Origin of the sequence: Arthrobacter sp. AK01 (genome assembly GCF_021109375.1) — a bacterium.
GTDB lineage: Bacteria > Actinomycetota > Actinomycetes > Actinomycetales > Micrococcaceae > Arthrobacter.
Genome location: NZ_JAJOHP010000005.1, coordinates 49005 through 68120 on the forward strand (window position 1 = coordinate 49005; position 19116 = coordinate 68120).

The window sequence follows — 19116 nt, forward strand, 5'->3', positions numbered from 1 at the left end:
TGCCGTACACCAGTAGTTGGTACTCGATTACTCCGCGGCTTTTTCCGGCCCGGTACCTTGTTGTACTCAGTCCCCCAACAGGGCACTACTTGGTTTGGACGCCAAACACCCGCGCGTTACTCCATTGATTGGCTAAATTCCGCGCAGACAGGGGCGCAAGTGGCCCATTGCGGGTTTTATGGGTACTCAAAGGGCGGCACCGTCAGTGACGGACGGCCGCCCCGAGATCTTCGCGCCGTCGGATACCCAGCTTGGCGTAACTGCGGTAAAGGTGGCCTTCGACGGTGCGCACGGAGACCATCAGCTTCTCGGCAATCTGGCGGTCCGTCAGTCCTGAAACGGCCAATGCCACGATGTCCTGCTCCCGGCGCGTCAACGGCACGGAACGGTCTGCTTCGGCACTCGGGTCATGGACCAGTGCGTCGCCAAGGCTGGCTTCGCTCACGTCACGCAGCACCGCTGCCTGCCGTGCCTCCGGGCGTTTGCCTTCAGCGTCGAACGACAGGGCAGCCTTGTCGAACGCCACTGCGGCAGGGCCGGGCATACCGGCGGCGGCCAGGAGGTTGCCCGCGTTGACGAAGCCCTGGCCCTCACCGCCCAGATGTGCTGCCGCCATCGACTGCCATCCTGCTGCCCACGCACCGGACATGGACGACGCCGTCTCCATGACTGACTCCATGGCCGGCATATCACCGAGCTCTGCCCGGAGGACAAGATTCTGCAGCAAAACTCCGGGCCATCGATGCAGCGGCCCGGATTCGGGCAGCTTCCGCAGTTTGTCCAACCCTGAGCCTTTTGCCAGCAGTTCCTGGCCGGCGAGGATGAACAGCTCCGAAAGGGCCCCTACATAGGCTCCGCCAACCGCGGCTTCGTCCTGCTCACCTGCCAAGCGCGCTGCAAGTGCGGTGTCGCCGGACTTGGCCGCCGCGTAGAACGCCAAGGCACTGCCCAGGCCCTGCAGCCTTTGGGGGTCGTTGATCCGGAGCGCCTCGACGGCGGGCGCCAGCAGCTCCGTGGCCTGTTCCAAGCGGCCTTGGCGCAGCAGCGACAATCCTTTGAGGGTCTGAATATCGCCACCAAAAACAATGAGTCCCAAGGCCGAACTGGCCGAATAGCGGTCAAGCGCACTCCCGGCAGCCCCCCAATCGCCCGCTTCCAAGGCTGCGAGGGTGTAGCGGGCCAGGACGAAGTCGCTGAAGTACAGGAGCTCATCCGAGGGTGCGTCCAGCAGCGCCAGGGCCTCACTGCCAGCTTCCAGCGCCTCTGCGGCCCGCCCCTCGACCGTCAGCAGCTCACACTGCATGGCCAGCAGGAAAACCCGGTTCATCACGAAATCCGGTTCATCGGTTCCGAGCACTTCAGCAAACCGCTCCAGGCCCTCGCGGAGTTCTCCGTAGTGCCCATCATGGGCCAAGGCCGCCAATTCCAGGGCGCGGGCATGCCGCCCCACCAGCCCAACCATCGGGTCCGACGTCGGACGGCCCTTGATCAGGGTGGCGGCGGCGGCCCGTGCGTCGGCAACAATGTCCGCGGACGAGTCTCCATTCGCCGCCCGGGCAGCTGCCCACAGCAGACCTGTGCCCACCGGTCCGGACGGATCCGCGTCCAGGAAACCCAAGTCTTCTTCCAGCAACCGTACGGTACTGCTGAAGTCGCCGTCGTTGTAGTTGACCATGGCCATAACGGCCCGGGCACGCGGGCGCAGCACCTCGGAGCTGACTTTGCCGGCGGCGGCCAGCGCCAAGGGATTCTGGAGCAGCTTCGCGGCCAGGAACGCTGCCTGCAGCAGTTGTTCATCCTCGACGTCGGCGCCGCAGTCCAGCGCCCAGCTCACCAAGCGCAGCAAGCCCTCGGCGGTGGGCGGCTCCGCGAGCAAGTGTTGGACCATGCGCTGCCGGATCTGGAGGCTTCGAGCGGGCGAAACGATCTGGCGCAGCGCCTCACTGTACATGGGGTGCCACATCTTGAGCGGGCTGCCTGGCCCGTTGGTGGACAGGACCAACCGGCTGTCCATCAACGACCTCACGGTTTCCCTGCCCACTTGTGTGTCCAGGACAGCGGCAGGGACGGGCTCGGACAACGCAATGACATACATCGCTTCCCGTTCGGCCTCGCTGGTCCGCAGGACCCTGTTCCTCACCACCTCGGCCAGTCCTTCGCCGTTGCCTGAGAGGGCATGAGTCAGGAACCAGACTCCATTCCTGCGCACCAGGTTTCCGTCGGCCCTTGAGTCGTCCAGGAGGCAGCGCAGAAGCAGGGGGTTACCCTCGGAAACGGAGTGCAGGACGTCCGCGGCACTGGCCATGACCGTTCCACCAAGGGTCTTCTCCGCCAGCTCAGTGACGCTTTCCTGGTCAAGGGGATGCAGTTCCAGCCGCTCGGCAAGGCCGTCATACCAGAGCTGGAGCAAGGCTGCCGGCAAACCGGGCCGCGGCCTGCTGGTTGCCACCAGCCGTGCCCATCCTGCCGTCACCAATTCGGCCAGGATCTGGGTGCTGCCTTCGTCGAGGTCGTGTGCATCGTCCACGATGAGCAGCAGGCGGGCGCCTTCGCCACCGCGCCGCTTTTCGAACTGTGACCAGAACTCGCGCAGGATCGCAACAGGGGAGGTGGCCTGCTCAACCGGGAGGTCCATCAGGTAGGGCGCGAGGACACCGTAGGGCACAGCAGACAAGGCGGGACTCCCATGGACCCGCATTACCACCATTTCCCCTGCCAGACGGGCCGCGATTTCGGCTGCCAAGGCAGTCTTGCCGATACCGGGATCCGCTACCAGGAGCACAGCCCCTGCGCCTTCCTGGCGCAATATCCCGGTGGCCAGGTCCAGTTCGGCGTCCCGGCCTACAAGGTGCTCAGCCTGCATGGGCAACCCGAACTGAAACTACTGGGCACCCGGCCTCATAGGAGTCCATTGAGCTCGCCTCGAGACGACACACCGAGCTTGGTAAACACTTGGTACAAATGGCCCTCGACAGTTCGCACAGACACCCCAATATCCATCGCGATTTCACGGTTGCTGACTCCCTTCCCGGCGAGTTTAGCAATTTGGCGTTCCCGCTCGGTCAGTACCGGCGCGTCGCTGCGCGGTTGGATCGGCAATGTTGACACGGAATGTTCCAGGCGCTCCAGCCTCAGTTGGGCTGTCCGGGCCGCTGTTGTCTCGCCGGCGTCCCGGGCAAAGTCCAATGCCATGGCCACACACCGGGCCTCAACCACCAGCAGGTCCAGCGTTGCGGCAGCATCCGCGGCGGCCAGGAGGGACCGGGAGCTCCTGGCCAGGGCGCCTCGGGCGAGGTTCCCCGAAATCTCGGCGAGGGGCCCTTGGCGACGCCCGGCAATGTCTTCGAGCAGCCGGTACTCGTCGTCGGTCCCTTCAACTGTGGCACCAAAGAGGTAAATGCCGGCGGTCGTCAACCGCTGCTTATCGATGTCGTTGCGCACCCGCGCCAGGAGCCGCTGCTTGACCTCAGGATCCCCCATCCAACGCCCCGCCATTTCCGAGCAGAACCCAGCAACGGATTCGGAGAAGAATGTCCCCACTCCCCTGCACGTCCTGTAGAGGTCCAAATACCGCCCGGCCTCCACTGAATTGCCCACTTGGGCGTAGGCAAAAGCGGTAGCGGCGTACGCTACCTTGTTCATGTTCATGGCCGGACGGAGTTCAAGCTGGGCAACGGCGGACCGCAGCGGTTCGATGGCGCTGGCAGGCTTGCCCGCGTAGGCGTACGCGAGGCCGATGCCCAGTTCAGTCAGCGCACCCCGGTACTGGAGCCGTGATGACCTCGATGGCGTGCGCCGTATGAGTTCGATGCACTGCCGCCACTGCCCCGACAACAACAGCACCAGGAAGGCGTGCCTGGCGAAGGCCTCCTCCAGCTGGGCTGGACGGTCTGTGTCACCGAGATTCCGTGACACGGTCCTGGCGAGTTCCTGCGCCTCAAGCTCCCGGCCAAGAATGCAACGGGCCTCAATCAGGAAGAAGGAGGACCTCAGCCAGTGCTCGCGGTCCGCGTCCGGGTCCTTGGCCAGTTCCCCTTCCAGGTCGTCGATCATGGCGGCGTACTCGCCCATGTAGGAGTTGTATTCGTAGCTGCACAGGTGGAGGCGGTTGCGCGCCTTGGCCAGCGTCTCTGCCGGATAGGCCTCCGCCATGGTTTCAAGGGTCTCAAGCCCATCGGAAACAACTCCCGGCACCATGCCCGAACGCCCATCAATCCATGTCATGGCCTGGCATTTTGCTGCCGTAATCTCCGCGAATTCCAGTGGATCCAGGGCAGCGAGATGGGACTCGGACACCTCATCCAACGCCTGTGCAGCATGCAACGGCAGGTCCAGCATGAGATATGCCGCGGCCTTCAGTCGTTGCCCGGGTACCCACTCCACATCTTTCGGGCCCAGTGACAGCGTGCACTGGATGGCGAAATTGGGGTCGTAGTCATCCAGCGCCGCACGCCCGGCCGCGAGGGCATGCGCCGGCGAGGGCATTGGCTCGTCCTCGCACGAATGCATCCACGCGGCGTAGCTGAGGAGATCCTGCGCCGCCAACCCCTGCAACTCAGGCTCTTGGGGGCCGTGCAGCATCAGGCGCAATTCACGCCTGCGGCGGGTGCTCAACCAGCCGCGGACTACCTCGCCAACGTAGGGATCGCGGAGGGAGACCCAATGGTCACCGCACCGCTCAACGGTGAGCAGCCCGGATTCCTCCATCTCCACCAGGACCTCTGTCCCGAAGATGGCTGCCAGGTCCATGAGGGTGGCGCGCTGCGCACAGGCCAGGATTTCGACGACGGTCCTGCTGGCCTGCGTTTCGCGCGCCAGCCTGGAGCGGACAAAGTCCTCAACAACCGTTGCGCCCTCGAGCTTGATCCGGTCCCTGAGCGTCCACACGGAATCGTTCAGGACCAGATTGCCGGTATGCCTCTGCTCTTCGAGGAGGGCGTGGAGGAGCATCGGGTTACCGCCAACAGCCGAATGCAGCGAGCCCACCAAAGTCGAGGATACGTAGTGCCCCAGCACAGAGCCCAGCACTTGCTTGGTCTGTTCCTCGCTCAAGGTGTTGAGGTGGACTTCGCCCAGCTCACCTTCAAGGACCAGGCGGTGGAAGTCAGCAGGGAGGTCGCTGGCGCGCTGGACCGTGGCAACGACCTTTGCGGTACCCGTGGCCATGAGGTTCAACAGCACGCCCGTACTCATGGGGTCCATGCCACCGGCGTTGTCCACGATGAGAACCGTGTCCCGGCCCGCGGCCTCTGTCCTGATCAGGCTGGTCACTGCGTGCAGGATCCCGGTAGGGGAACTTACGGCTTCGGACGGCAGCCGGGCCAACAGGAACCCCAGGCATCCGTACGGGGTTTGGCCGTTGGCTACGGTGTTGCGCAATTGGAGGCTGTGGACCTTGGGCCCCAGCGAAGAAACAACAGCGCGGGCAAGCCCGGATTTGCCGATTCCCCGCTGGCCCGTGAGCACTACTCCATAGGAATCAGGTGACTCAAGGTATTTGCCGGCCTTTGACAGATCATGGCTCCGGGCCAGGAGTGACCACGTTTGCCTGTCGGTTGGTCCGCCCACAAGATCGGGAGCCGCAGCCCTTGCTGCGCCTCCCCCGCCCTTGTTTAGCAACTCCGCCGACATTCGCATCCTTCGCTACACATCCGCGACAGTCCCCCACCGCTTACCTGCGTACCATGCACACTACCTTCGGGCGCCGACACTTTGTAGGCCTTAGGGTCCTCGGGACCGTCAGGCTTTCATCAGGCTTTCCTCAAGATTTGCTCAAGATTTCGCGGGGTGGTGTTTCTGCTGCGCCGACAGCAGGCCCTGGTCCATGAGCAACTCTACGGCGTCGGCCGCCTCGTCAAGCAGGAATGGCAGTTCCTTCTTTTCTGCGGTGGCGAAATCCCGGAGCACGTAATCAGCGGTCTCCATCCGCCCTGGCGGCCGCCCCACACCTACGCGAACGCGCAAATAGTCCTTGGTGGCGAGGGCTTTTGAGATGTCCCGCAGGCCGTTGTGCCCGCCCTCACCGCCGCCCAGTTTTAGCTTGACTGTGTTAAAAGGGATGTCGATTTCATCGTGGACCGCTATGACGTGGTCCGGTGCGATGTCGAAGAAGTTGCACAGCCCCGCTACGGGTCCCCCGGACGTGTTCATATACGTCATGGGCTTGGCCAGGACCACGCGAGGGCCACCGATGCCCAATCGGCCCTCCACCACCTGGGCGCGGGCCTTATGGACCTTGAACTTCCCACCCATGCGGGACGCGAGCTCATCCAGCACCATCTGGCCCACATTGTGCCGGTTGTTGCTGTACTCACTGCCGGGGTTGCCGAGGCCGACAATCAGCCAGGTGTCACTCATGGTCTCATCCTAGGGAACGTTGGTTTTATCAGCGGGGACAGGTTGCCAGCCAGGACAGGCGGCCAGCCAGGGACTACCGGCAAGGGCCAAAAGAAAGTGGCCGGGACCCGAAGGTACCCGGCCACTCCACGGCATAAGCCTCAAGCAGTCAGAAGACTACTCGGCAGCCGGTGCTGCTTCTTCTTCAGCTTCGGAAGCGGTCTCAGCGATGCGGACCACCAGGGTGTCACCTTCGGTGAGCAGGGTGGAACCCTTCGGCAGGACGAGGTCCGAAGCGTGGATGCTCTCGCCGGCCTTGAGGCCTTCGATGCTGACCTCGACGGCGGTGGGAACGTGGGTTGCCTCGGCTTCGAGGGAAACCGTGGTGGCTTCGAGGCTGGCAACTGCACCCGGAGCAACTTCACCGGAAACGTGGATGGCGATGTCGACGGTAACCTTCTCGCCGGCCTTCACGGTCTGGAGGTCAACGTGCTCGATGATCTGCTTTACGGGATCGCGCTGGATGTCCTTGACGAGCGTCAGGTGCTGCTCGCCGTCGACGTCGATCGCCAGGAGGGCGTTGGAAACGCGGACTGCCAGCGTGGTGGCGCGGCCCGGCAGGTTGATGTGGATCGGCTCTGCGCCGTGGCCGTAGATAACAGCCGGGATCTGGCCGGCCATGCGTGCACGGCGGGCGAAACCCTTGCCGAATTCGGTGCGCAGTTCTGCGGTGAGCTTCTGCTCAGACATGTGTACTCCTTGATTACTGTGGCGCCCGGAAATATCCGGGCTGGTCTATCAGCAAGGGCGGAGGTCTGGAGACCTTCTACGCCCGGCTGAGGGCGGCCGCCGAGCAGCCGTTCCGCCTGTGTTGAAGGAGATGCAGACCCAGTCGATAACGGAGACCCGCAACCCTGGTCCATCAAACGCGGACCGGATGTGCTCTCCCTCGCCAAGGTATCCCCAAGAGTTTAGCAGCGGAATGCGTCGGAACTGAAAACGGGCAAGGAAAAGGGCCACCCGACGCCGTGAGGCGGCAGGTGGCCCTCGTACTTTCAGCAGTCCGGCGTTATGCCTTGCCGTCGAACAGGCTGGTGACCGAACCGTCGTCGAACACTTCACGGATGGCGCGTGCAATCAGCGGTGCGATCGACAACACCGTCAGTGACGGGAAGCGCTTCTCAGCCGGGATGGGCAGCGTGTTGGTGACCACCACTTCGCGGGCGCCGGAATCGGCCAGGCGCTGCGCGGCGGGGTCGGAGAAGACAGCGTGCGTGCAGGCGATGATGACGTCCTTGGCACCGGCGTTCTTCAGGACCTGGACAGCGCCGGAGATGGTTCCACCGGTGTCGATCATGTCGTCGATCAGAACGCAGGTGCGGCCTTCAACCTGGCCAACAACCGTCTTGGAGACGGCCTGGTTGGGGACCGTGAGGTCGCGGCTCTTGTGCACGAACGCCAGCGGGGCACCGCCCAGGCGCTCGGCCCACTGCTCGGCAACGCGGACACGTCCGGTGTCCGGGGAAACAACAGTGATGTTGTCGGCCTCGACCTTGGTGCGGATGTAGTCAGCCAGCAGCGGGATGGCCATCAGATGGTCAACGGGGCCGTCGAAGAAGCCCTGGATCTGCGAGGTGTGCAGGTCCACGGACATGATGCGGTCGGCGCCGGCAGTCTTGTAGAGGTCGGCAACCAGGCGGGCGGAGATGGGCTCGCGGCCGCGGCCCTTCTTGTCCTGGCGGGAGTACGGGTAGAACGGCGAAACAACCGTGATCCTCTTGGCCGAGGCGCGCTTGAGGGAATCGATCATGATCAACTGCTCCATGAGCCAGTTGTTCAGCGGGGCCGGGTGGGCCTGGATGACGAAGGCATCAGTGCCTCGCACGCTCTCGGCCGAACGGACGTAGATTTCCCCATTGGCGAAGTCGTAGGCGTCGATGGGCAGGAGCTCGGTCTCCAGCTCCTTCGCGATTTCCTGCGCCAGCTCCGGATGCGCCCTTCCGGCGGCGAGAATCAACTTCTTCTCTCCGTGTGCGGTAATTTCGCTCATGCCTATTTGCCCTCTTCTATGGTTGCCGGGGATTGTGAGGATGTGGAGGCGGAGGCCAGTTCCTGGGCGGCTTCGGCCAGATTGGCAGAGGCTGTGCCCGGGCGGTTGGCTATGACCCAACCTTCGGCGTTCCGCTGTGCGGCCAGGCTGAGGGCGAGCGCACCTGCGGGAACATCCTTGCGGATGATGGCTCCTGCGCCGCTGTAGGCGCCATCGCCGACGGACACGGGAGCCACGAAGACCGTGTTGGAACCGGTGCGCACGCCCGAGCCGATCACCGTGCGGTGCTTCTTCTCGCCGTCGTAGTTGGCAGTGATGTTGCCGCAACCGATGTTGGTGTCTTCGCCGATTTCGGCGTCGCCCGCGTAGCCCAGGTGGGACAGTTTCGAGCCGCGGCCGATGGTCACGTTCTTGGTTTCGTAGAATGCACCGATCTTGCCGGTCTCCCCCAGCACCGTGCCTGGGCGGAGGTACGTGAACGGTCCGACGCTCGCTTTGGCACCAATCGTGGAACCCGATCCGTGCGTCCGGGTCACCTTCGCGCCCTCGCCTACGTTGACGTCCGTCAGCGTCGTGTCAGGACCCACGACGGCGTCCCTCGCCACAGTAGTGGAACCGTGCAGTTGGGTGTTGGGCAGCAAGCGGACGTCTTCGTCGAGCGTCACGGTGGAGTCGATCCAGGTGGTGGTGGGATCCACCACGGTCACGCCTGCGCGCATCCAGGACTCGATGATGCGTCGGTTGTGCTCGGCGCCAAGCGCCGACAACTGGATGCGGTCGTTGGCACCCTCAACCTGCCAGCGGTCTTCGGTGACGACGGCGGCAACCCGGCCGCCGGCGTCGCGCGCCAACCCGAGGACGTCCGTCAGGTACATCTCGCCCTGGGCGTTGTCCGTGGTGACCTTCGAGAGGGCCGTACGCAAGACCGCGGCGTCGAAGGCGTAGATGCCGGAGTTGACCTCGCGGATGCTGCGCTCAGTCTCGCTTGCGTCTTTGTGTTCGCGGATGCCCGTGACGGTGCCGTCTTCCGCGCGAAGGATCCGGCCATAACCGGTGGCGTCATCCAGTACTGCGGTGAGGACGGTGACGGCATTGCCCTCAGCCTCATGGGTGGTTACGAGCTCTGCGAGCAATTCGCCGGTCAGCAGGGGGACATCGCCGTACGTGACAACCACGGTGCCGGTAAGTTCAGCCTCGGCGTCGAGGGCCTTGAGGGCTACCTCAACCGCGCGCCCTGTGCCGGGAACATCGTCCTGGTCAACAATCAGCGCCGCGGGATCCAGCGTGGTGACGTGCTCGGCCACCCGGTCACGCTCGTGGCGGACAACAAGTGCCAGCTTCAGTGGAGTGATGGAACGGGCTGCCAGGAGAGCGTGGCCCACCATGGAGCGTCCGCCAATTTCGTGGAGAATCTTGGGGGTCCGGGACTTCATGCGCGTTCCAGCGCCTGCGGCCAAAACTATGACCGCTGCGGGACCGGTGGATTCGGGGCTCACGTACTGGCTCTCCTTGCTCGGTATGTCCCGGGTAACCCGGCTTCGGAATGCTGCCATCCCAATGGACCCAGGCACCGTTTGAGCCGTTCCAGGTACAGAGAGGAGCGCATTTTCCGACCGTTCCGCCCATAGGATTCGAACCTATACTCCACGGCTCCAAAGGCCGGGGTGCTGCCATTACACCAGAGCGGACCGTGCATGATTCACACCACCAGACCGCAGGGTCTGACGGTTTCCCGGGCTACCGGGATGCACACACAAGAATCTAGTTTGCCATGACCATTGCGTGCTTCGCGACTTGACCGCCCGCCACCCATTCACTGGCGCACTCCGGGACCCCTCCATGACCCTGTTTCCACCGGGGGCGGCGGGCCGGTAAGGCATGATGGTCACGTGAGCAAGCGCACTGAACTTCCCCGGCCCGCGGACACCGCCGAACCCCTGGAGCATGGTGCCACCGGCCCCGCAGTCCGTGTCAGGATGACCGGCCAGCAGCGCAAATCCCAGCTCATCGGCATCGGCCGCGCCCTCTTCGCAGCCCGTGGCCTGGACGGCACCACCATCGAGGAAATCGCTGCCAACGCTGGCGTTTCCAAGCCCGTCATCTACGAGCACTTCGGCTCCAAGGAAGGCTTGTACCGGCGGGTCGTGGAGACAGAATTCCGGATTCTGCTGGACTCCATCACCGAGGCCCTCAGCACCGAAGCCAAGCCCCGGGTCCTGGTTGAACGCGCAGCATTGGCCCTCCTTGGCTACATCGAAGACCGAACCGACGGCTTCCGGATCCTCATGCGCGACGCCCCGCCCTCCCAACCCGAGGGCGCCTTCTCCACATTGCTCTCCCACGTAACAGCCCGGGTGGAACACCTGCTCTCCGATGAATTCGCACGCCGGGGTTTCAGTGCAGCCGACGGCGCCATGTACGCACAGATGCTGGTCGGCATGGTGGCGATGACCGGCCAGTGGTGGCTCGACAGCCGCACGCCCGACAAGCGGGCCGTCGCCGCGCACCTGGTGAACCTGGCCTGGAACGGCCTGACCGGGCTGCAGAAGGAGCCCGGACTGCGTTCAGAGGGCTGATTTCCCTCCCGGCGCTGCACCAGCCATCCTCCGCGTGCTGGCCCGTTCCTCGCCTCGACGCTCTCTCACCGCCCGCGGGTTTTTGGGCATCCCCCTCTCACCGCCTGCGGGTTTTTGGGCATCCCCCTCTCACCGCCTGCGGGTTTTAGGGCATCCCCCTCTCACCTGAGCCCCATGACGCGGGGTACTTCTTTCCTCGCCTGGGAAGCCGGATTGGTGACGCGCCATTGCAAGGTCGGAGGGTCTGCTTTGTAGGATGTGCTCATGTCAGCACCCCAGCTCTACGTCACCTTTCCCGGCACAGCGCGTGAAGCCCTCAGCTTCTACGCGGAGATCTTCGGCGGGGAGCTTTCCTTGTACACCTTTGAGGACTTCATCCGCACCGATGGCCCCTCCGATGCCATCGCCCATGGCGTCCTCAGCGGAGTGGTCTCACTGAGTGGATCTGACGCTGCGACAGGCGACAAAACCGTCCACATGGAAGGCGCCATGCTCTCACTGCTGGGAGCGGCAGAACCCGACGTTCTTCACCATTGGTTCGACAAACTCGCCGACGGCGGTCGGATCCTGGACCCACTGTCACCAAAGCCCTGGGGTGCATCCGACGGCCAAGTGGTGGACCGCCACGGCCTGCATTGGCTCATCGGATACGAACCAGCTGCCTAAAACCGACAGAACGTGAGAGAGCGCCCAGCCCACCACCGCAAAAGATGAGACAGCGTCCAGCCCACCACCGCAAAAGGTGAGACGGGGTTGTCGCCTCGGCGGTCGGGGCGTCGGCCTACGCCCCCTACTCGCCGAGGATTTCGGCGGCCTCCAGCCATTCGAGCTCGAGGCCCTCTTTCTCGTCAAGCAACTCCCGAAGCTTGGCGTTGAGCTCGCCCAGCGCGTCGAAGTCGCCGGATTCGGATTTCGCCGCCATTTGGGTGTGGAGCTTCTCTTCCTGCTGCGCGATCTTGCCGAGTTGGCGGTCGACCCTGTTGAGGTCCTTCCGGGCTTCACGCTTTTCGGCTTCGCTGGCACCTGAAGGGGCGGCAGCGGACGAGGAAGCTCCGCTGGCAGAAGTTGGCGCACCGGAGCCCCCGCCAACGGCGCCGGAGGCAAGTGCGGCCTCGCGCAGCTCGAGGTATTGGTCCACTCCGCCCGGCAAGCCGCGGAGTTTCCCGTCGCCCAGCAACGCCATTTGGTTGTCGGTGACGCGTTCCAGCAGGTAGCGGTCGTGGCTGACCACCACCAGGGTCCCGGGCCAACCGTCCAGGACGTCCTCGACGGCGGCAAGGGTGTCGGTATCGAGGTCGTTGGTGGGTTCGTCGAGCATGAGCACGTTGGGCTCTCCTACCAGCAGGCGCAGGAGTTGGAGCCGGCGTCGCTCGCCACCGGAGAGGTCGCTGACCGGCGTCCACTGCTTTTCCTTGGTGAACCCAAGCTGTTCAACCAGCTGGCCGGCAGTGAATTCCTTGCCGCCCACGCTGAAGGACCGCTTTTCGCGTTCGATGACCTCGATGACGCGAAGGTCTGAGACGTCGTCGAGCTCTTTGACGTCCTGGGTCAGCACGGCGGTGACGACGGTCTTACCGCGCTTGACCTTGCCCGAGGTCGGCTGAATTTCGCCGTTCAGCAGTTTCAGAAGCGTGGATTTGCCGGCGCCATTGACGCCCACCAGCCCGAGCCGTTCGCCCGGTGCGAGTCGAAGCGTGATGTTGTCGAACAGCTTCTGTCCCTCGGCTCCGTCAAGGAAGTCCAGCGTCACGTTCTCGAGGTCCAGCACATCCTTGCCCAAGCGGGCAGTGGCCATCTTGCTGAGTGCCACGGAGTCGCGGGGATCGGGCACGTCGGCGATGAGGTCGTTGGCTGCTTCGATGCGGAATTTCGGCTTGGCGGTTCGGGCGGGGGCGCCGCGCCTCAGCCAGGCAAGTTCCTTCTTGACGAGTTGCTGGCGTTTATTTTCGACGACGGCGGCCGTGCGGTCACGTTCGGCGCGGGCCAGAACGTAGGCTGCGTATCCGCCGTCGAACATGTCCACCATGGCGTCGTGGACTTCCCAGGTGTAGTTGCAGACTTCGTCGAGGAACCACCGGTCGTGGGTGACCACCAGGAAGGCACCCTGGTTGGCGCGCCAGCGGGTCTTCAGGTGCCGGGCCAGCCAGGCGACGCCTTCGACATCGAGGTGGTTGGTGGGTTCGTCCAGCATGATGACGTCGTGGTCCTCGATGAGGAGCTTGGCCAGCGCAACGCGGCGCTTCTGGCCGCCGGACAGGGCATGGACGTTGGCGTGCCAGTCGACGTCGCCCACCAGTCCGCCCATCACTTCGCGGATCTTGGCGTTGGCGGCCCATTCGTGGTCCGCGCGGTCACCGACGATTGCAGCGCCCACCGTCAGGTCGCCGTCGAGCACGTCACCCTGGTCCAGGTAGCCGACGTTGACGTCACCGCGTTTGGTGACACGGCCCGAGTCCGGCGTCGAGCGCAAAGCGAGCAGGCGCATGAGGGTCGATTTACCGTCGCCGTTGCGGCCCACCATGCCAATACGGTCGCCATCCTCCAAACCGAGGGTGACGCCGTCGAGGACAGTGCGGGTCGCGAACGAAACGGTGAGGTTTTCGCCGCCAAGCAGGTGGGCCAATGGGTACTACTTTCTACTGCTGGAATGCGGGGGTACTAAAGGAGGGTATCGGAGATGATCCGGGCGCCGTGCACAGGTCCGTGGACAGCCACCGCGGTGTGGCCCCGGTGGGTTAGTTCTTCGGCGAGGACGCTGGCAGAGACTGAGTCCCGTGCAAGCAAGGCGATGGTCGGACCGGAACCGGACACCATGCCGGCCAGCGCACCGCGCGCTTCGCCCAGTCCGATGGTGTCGCGGAGTTGCGGCGCCAGGGCTATGGACGCGCGCTGGAGATCGTTGATGAGCACCCGGCTGAGGGTCTCGGGATCGCCATGGCGGAGCGCCTGGAGAATGGTGGGATCCACGTCCACGGGTTCCGCGATCTCGGCGCCTTCGGAGTCCCGGAGTCCATCAAGGGTGCGGAACACGTCCGGCGTCGAGAGGCCATAGTCCGCGAAGACCAGCACCCAGTCCATCTGCGCTTTGGCCAGGGCCGGAGAGAGTTTGTCGCCAACGCCAAGCCCGACGGCGGTGCCTCCCAGGAGCGAGAAAGGCACGTCTGCGCCCAACTCGGCCGCCAGGTGCGCGAGTTCCTCGCGGGAGAGGCCGCTGTTCCACAATGCGTCGCAGGCCAACAGCGTGGCCGCGGCGTCGGCGGAGCCACCGCCCATACCGCCGGCGACCGGCACACGCTTGGTGATTTCAAGGTGAACGCCCGTTGGCTTCTCGGACATTTCCGCCATGATGGCCGCGGCCTTGTAGGCAAGGTTGCGCTCATCCAGCGGGATGTCAACGCCGTCGAGGTCAAGCGTGCTTTCCGGGCTGATGCTGACGGTAATCCCCTCAGCCTCGGTGCTGGTAGCGGCCACTTCCTCATACAGGGAAACCGCAAGGTAAACACTGGCCACCGAATGGTAGCCGTCCGGCCGCAGCGGGCCGACGCTCAGTGAGACGTTGACTTTTCCGGGTGCTTTGACGCGAACTGTCCGGGCATGGAAGCGGTCCCCCACAAACGGGAGGCTGCTTGGTTTGCGGGTGCCCGGATTCATGCGTCCACGGGGTGGCGGGCTTCGGCGATCTTGACGTAGGCGGAGATGTCCAAAACCTCGCCGCGGGCCGTCGGGTCCACACCTGCCGCAACCAGGCACCGCTCAGCCTCGGCCGCGCTTCCGGCCCACCCGGCGAGGGCGGCGCGGAGGGTCTTCCGGCGTTGGGCGAACGCGGCATCGATGACGGCAAAGACCTGCTCGCGGGTTGCATGCGTTTGGGGCGGATCGTGGCGGGTGAACGCCACGAGTCCCGAGTGGATCTTGGGTGCAGGCCAGAACACGTTCATGCCGATGACACCGGCCTTGCGCATGTGGCCGTACCAAGCGGCCTTCACGGACGGAACACCGTAGATCTTGGACCCGGGTGTTGCGGCCAGGCGGTCAGCCACCTCGTCCTGCACCATGACCAGGCCGTGCTGCAGGCTCGGGAAATGCTGCAACAGGTGCAGGACCACGGGAACGGCGACGTTGTAGGGCAGGTTGGCCACCAACGCCGTGGGTGGAACGGGCAGTTCGGTGACCTTCATGGCATCGGACAGCACCAGGTGGAAGTTGTCCTCCGCCCCGGGCCGCCAAGCCCGCACGGTCTCCGGCAGCTTTCCGGCCAGCACGGGGTCGATCTCCACAGCCACGACGTTCTTGGCGGCGTCAAGCAGCCCCAGCGTCAGTGAGCCCAATCCCGGGCCCACCTCCAGAACGGTTTCGTCGGAGTCGATGTTGGCGGCGGCCACAATCCTGCGGATGGTGTTGCCGTCGATCACAAAGTTCTGCCCCAAGGTCTTCGTGGGGCGTACACCGATTTCCTCGGCAAGCCGTCGGATGTCTGTGGCGCCCAGCAGGGGCGCGACGGCGGCGGGTTCGGAATTCGGTTCAGTCACCTAGGTATCGTATCGCCTGTGCGGGGTCAGGCTGCGTGCGCGCAGCCCCAGTCGCGGAGGCCGTTCTTGGCGTAGAGGCGGTTGGCGATGTCGATCTGCTGTGCCTTGCTGGCCAGGCTGGCGTTGGGGGCGTAGGCTCCGCCACCGTTGGCAAGCCACGTGGGGCTGGAGAACTGCAGGCCGCCGTAGTAGCCGTTACCGCTGTTGATGGACCAGTTTCCACCGGACTCACACTGGGCAATCCTGTCCCACATGGCCTCGTTCGGAGCTCCGGTGGGGCCGCTGGAGGTTGCCGCTGCCTTGGCGGGAGTCGCCACGGGGCGTGCCTTGGTGCCAACGCTGACTTTCTCGGCGACGGGCTTGGTAGTGACGTTGCTTGATACGAGGGCCCTTGAGGCTTCGCGTCCGTCGACGAGGACCAGCTTGAACGTCTTGACCAAGGAGCCGGCGACACCTGCCTGGGTGACCTTTTCCTCGCCCTTGAACAGTTCGGCAGTTTCAGTCTTCACGCTTTCGAAGGGCACTTCCTCAGTGGCTTCGGCTGTCTTGCTGGTGTCCACGCGGGAGACCTTGATCACCATGTCCTGGACGATGGGCGCGTTGCCAGGTTGGGAGATGCGGTCGTTGGCGCCGACGGTGATGCCGGTGTCCTTGAGCACGGTGGCGACATCGGCCGCCGTCGTGGTGGTGCTGGTGTCCTTGCCGTCAGCCACAACGCTGATGGTCTTGGGAGTGGAGATGGAAACGAAGGAGCCGCTGACTTCCAGTGACGCTTCCTTTGGTTGGGAGATTTCCGAGGAACTGGCCACTCCGAGTTCGCTGACCAGCGCGGCGACGTCGGGGGCGTTCGTGTTCACGGTCGTGCGGGCGCCGTCCAGTTCAATGGACACGGCCTTGGCGAGGTTGATGTTCACCACGGTGCCGTTGTCCACAGTGGCGTCCAGAGCGGGTGAGACCCGGTCTGCGTCCTTCAATTCAACCTTGGCTGCCTTGACCACCTGGTCTACGGTGCCGCCAAAGGTCTGGATGGAGCTCACTTTGCCGTCGACGTTGAGGGTGACGGTCTTGTTGTTGCCCACGAAGGCCACAACACCAACCACCAGCGCCGCAACTACCAGCAACTGTGCGCCTACTTTGAGGAAGCTGAACTTGCCATCCGTTGTGAAGAACTTGATCACGATTGCCCATAACTCTCAGACCATCCGGGCACGGGGAAAAGCACAGAAATAATGCCAGCCGCAAAACGGAGGGGCCAGGCGCAAAGCCTGGTCCCACTCTTGCTGCCGGCATCTGCGCCGCCATATACATTCAACTGATTAAGTCCGGAATCAACCGGCCCAGCTGTCCGAAGGCCTTCCCCGACCCCGGCTACTTGTTTAACACAGTAACCGATCTGTTATAAAGCAACCAAGACTTCTGCATACCGGGTATTCATGCACCAGACGTCCTGAGGGCTCCCTGGACGAGGCCTCAGGCCCACGAACCGTAGGCCTGGAGCGTGTTTTCCGCCAGGCGCGAGCACAGTTCGGACAGGTCATCTCCTGTCACTTCCGCCATGGAGCGGACGGTGTACGGCACCATGTAGCTCGCGTTCGGGCGTCCCCGGTACGGGTGGGGTGTCAGGAACGGCGAATCCGTTTCCACCAGGATCCGGCTGGGCTCGGCGATGGCCAGCGCCGAGCGGAGGTTCCCTGCGTTCTTGAACGTCATGGTGCCGGCAAAGGACATGTACCAACCGTTCGTGTTGCAGATCCGGGCCAGTTCTTCGTCGCCCGAGAAGCAGTGGAACACCACCCGGTCGGGCGCCCCTTCTTCCTGCAGCACCTGAACAACGTCGTCGTGGGCGTCGCGGTCGTGGATCTGCAGGGTCAGTCCGAGCCGCTTCGCGATGTCGATGTGGCGCCGGAAGGAGTGCCGCTGGTGCACCAGCCCGTCCCCGTGCGTCCTGAAGAAATCCAGCCCTGTCTCGCCGATCGCACGGATCCGGGGATGGGATGCCAGCTCCTCTATCTCGGCGAGCGCCGACTCCAGTTCACCGCGCCCGGCATAAACGGGAGCATCGTTGGGGTGGATCGCGACGGCGCCGAGCAGGCGCGGGTCCGCGTCCACAGCTTCCACCGTGAAGCGGGATGACTCCAGGTCGCAGCCAACCTGTATTGCTCCTTGCACGCCCACGGACTGGGCCGCGTCCATGGCGTCCCTGACGGAAACCTCGATCAGTCCGTTCCTGAAGTCCAGATGCGTGTGGTTGTCCATGACGGGAACGGGCAGCGGCTCCGGTGCCGGCGGGTACTCCCTGCGGGAATCTGTGTCCTCGGAGGACGCGCGGTACGGAGCAGGAGCGAGGGAATTGCACATGCTCCCACCTTAATCGGACCGTGGTCCTCCTGAGGCAACGGCGATAAATTCCACTCGGCACATAAATTCCTGAGCACTATGTCAGCGGCGGCCATTGACTGGGTAGTCTGGAACGGACAGACGGTCAGCAACAGCACAACAGATTGCTGATGCAGTGGCCACGGCTGAAGGGCAATCCATGGAGTCCAAGCGACAAGTATCCGTTGAACCTACCCCTCTTCAGGGTGAGGCTTACAGTGCGCTGCCACGCGATGGAGCCGCGCTCAACGGGCATCGGCCGCAGGTCATGGACGGAGAGCGGTTCCACGACGCCAGCGAACGCATCCTCAGTTCAATCAACAAGGTCATTGACGGCAAGGCCGACGCCGCGAAGCTCGCCCTGACCGTGCTGCTGGCGCAAGGCCACCTCCTGCTGGAGGATGTGCCCGGTGTCGGAAAGACATTGTTGGCCAAGACACTGGCCCGGACAGTGGACTGTACGGTCTCCCGCATCCAGTTCACCCCCGACCTCCTGCCTTCCGATGTCACTGGCGTTTCCATCTACAACCAGTCCTCACGGCAGTTCGAGTTCCGCCCGGGGGCGGTGTTCGCGAACATTGTGATCGGCGATGAAATCAACCGAGCCTCGGCCAAGACGCAGTCCGCCCTCCTGGAATGCATGGAAGAGCACCAAGTGACAGTGGACGGGCATTCATACCAGCTGGGGTTGCCCTTCATGGTGGTGGCGACGCAGAACCCTATCGAGATGGAAGGCACGTACCCCCTGCCGGAGGCCCAGCGGGACCGCTTCATGGCGAGGATTTCCATGGGTTACCCGGACAAGGAAGCCGAGATCGAAATGCTGGAGACGCACCAAGCGTCCTCTCCCCTGGTCAAAGTAACCCCGGTTGTCACGGCCAGCGATGTCGCTGCCATGATCGCCACCGTCCAGCAGGTCCACGTATCCACGGCGATCAAGGAATACACGGTGGCAATCGGGCGGGCCACCCGCGACAGCGCCAGGCTCCGTCTGGGCGCGAGCCCCCGGTCATTGCTGCAGCTGCTCCGTGCGGCCAAAGCGACCGCGGCATTGGACGGCCGCGACTTCGTGCTCCCGGACGACGTGGTGGACGTGGCGGAATCGGTACTCGCCCACCGGATCATCCTGGACCGCAAAGCGGCGAGCTCGGGCGATACGCCCCAGAGCATTCTTCGTGGCATCCTGGCATCCGTTCCGGTAGCCCAGGAGCCGCCTGGTGCCTGGCGCAGGGACAGGCACACCGCTTAG

General features: G+C 64.1%; 14 protein-coding genes and 1 tRNA gene. 3 read left to right on the forward strand and 12 right to left on the reverse strand.

Annotated features, from left to right (window positions below):
* Positions 1-202: 202 nt before the first annotated feature.
* The 7 genes from LN996_RS02990 to LN996_RS03020 form a co-directional block, all read right to left on the reverse strand.
* Positions 203-2863: an AAA family ATPase gene (locus tag LN996_RS02990; RefSeq protein WP_231338707.1), complete on the reverse strand. Its 2661-nt coding sequence runs from the start codon at positions 2861-2863 to the stop codon at positions 203-205.
* A 35-nt stretch (positions 2864-2898) separates the two neighbouring features.
* Positions 2899-5631, reverse strand: a complete 2733-nt coding sequence (locus tag LN996_RS02995; RefSeq protein ID WP_231338708.1) for a LuxR C-terminal-related transcriptional regulator — start codon at positions 5629-5631, stop codon at positions 2899-2901.
* Between the two features lie 141 nt (positions 5632-5772).
* A complete protein-coding gene (pth, locus tag LN996_RS03000) occupies positions 5773-6357 on the reverse strand; it encodes an aminoacyl-tRNA hydrolase (protein WP_231338709.1) in 585 nt (194 codons plus the stop codon).
* Positions 6358-6513: 156 nt separating this feature from the next.
* Positions 6514-7086 carry a 50S ribosomal protein L25/general stress protein Ctc gene (locus tag LN996_RS03005; protein WP_231338710.1) on the reverse strand — a complete coding sequence of 191 codons (573 nt, stop codon included), beginning with the start codon at positions 7084-7086 and terminating at the stop codon, positions 6514-6516.
* Between the two features lie 319 nt (positions 7087-7405).
* Positions 7406-8386, reverse strand: coding sequence for a ribose-phosphate diphosphokinase (locus tag LN996_RS03010; protein WP_011774071.1), 981 nt, complete (start codon positions 8384-8386; stop codon positions 7406-7408).
* Between the two features lie 2 nt (positions 8387-8388).
* The gene (gene glmU / locus LN996_RS03015; protein WP_231338711.1) at positions 8389-9882 is read right to left on the reverse strand and encodes a bifunctional UDP-N-acetylglucosamine diphosphorylase/glucosamine-1-phosphate N-acetyltransferase GlmU; all 1494 of its coding nucleotides are present in this window, start codon (positions 9880-9882) and stop codon (positions 8389-8391) included.
* A gap of 120 nt (positions 9883-10002) precedes the next feature.
* A tRNA-Gln gene (locus LN996_RS03020) sits at positions 10003-10074 on the reverse strand.
* Positions 10075-10362: 288 nt separating this feature from the next.
* Here LN996_RS03020 and LN996_RS03025 point away from each other — a divergent pair.
* A complete protein-coding gene (locus tag LN996_RS03025; RefSeq protein ID WP_231338743.1) occupies positions 10363-10962 on the forward strand; it encodes a TetR/AcrR family transcriptional regulator in 600 nt (199 codons plus the stop codon).
* Between the two features lie 264 nt (positions 10963-11226).
* Positions 11227-11628, forward strand: a complete 402-nt coding sequence (locus LN996_RS03030; RefSeq protein ID WP_231338712.1) for a VOC family protein — start codon at positions 11227-11229, stop codon at positions 11626-11628.
* 124 nt (positions 11629-11752) lie between these two features.
* Here LN996_RS03030 and LN996_RS03035 read toward each other — a convergent pair whose 3' ends face one another.
* The 5 genes from LN996_RS03035 to LN996_RS03055 form a co-directional block, all read right to left on the reverse strand.
* Positions 11753-13585 (reverse strand): ABC-F family ATP-binding cassette domain-containing protein, encoded by a 1833-nt coding sequence (locus tag LN996_RS03035; protein ID WP_231338713.1) that lies wholly within the window; start codon positions 13583-13585, stop codon positions 11753-11755.
* Between the two features lie 35 nt (positions 13586-13620).
* Positions 13621-14613, reverse strand: coding sequence for a 4-(cytidine 5'-diphospho)-2-C-methyl-D-erythritol kinase (locus LN996_RS03040; RefSeq protein ID WP_231338714.1), 993 nt, complete (start codon positions 14611-14613; stop codon positions 13621-13623).
* Positions 14610-15491: a 16S rRNA (adenine(1518)-N(6)/adenine(1519)-N(6))-dimethyltransferase RsmA gene (rsmA, locus tag LN996_RS03045; protein WP_231338715.1), complete on the reverse strand. Its 882-nt coding sequence runs from the start codon at positions 15489-15491 to the stop codon at positions 14610-14612. Before rsmA ends, LN996_RS03040 begins: the two co-directional genes overlap by 4 nt.
* 26 nt (positions 15492-15517) lie before the next feature.
* Positions 15518-16669, reverse strand: coding sequence for a resuscitation-promoting factor (locus LN996_RS03050; protein ID WP_231338716.1), 1152 nt, complete (start codon positions 16667-16669; stop codon positions 15518-15520).
* A gap of 292 nt (positions 16670-16961) precedes the next feature.
* Entirely contained in the window at positions 16962-17849 is an 888-nt protein-coding gene (locus tag LN996_RS03055; protein ID WP_231338717.1) for a TatD family hydrolase, read from the reverse strand.
* 178 nt (positions 17850-18027) lie between these two features.
* Here LN996_RS03055 and LN996_RS03060 point away from each other — a divergent pair, with 178 nt between their 5' ends.
* The gene (locus LN996_RS03060) at positions 18028-19116 is read left to right on the forward strand and encodes a MoxR family ATPase (protein WP_231338718.1); all 1089 of its coding nucleotides are present in this window, start codon (positions 18028-18030) and stop codon (positions 19114-19116) included.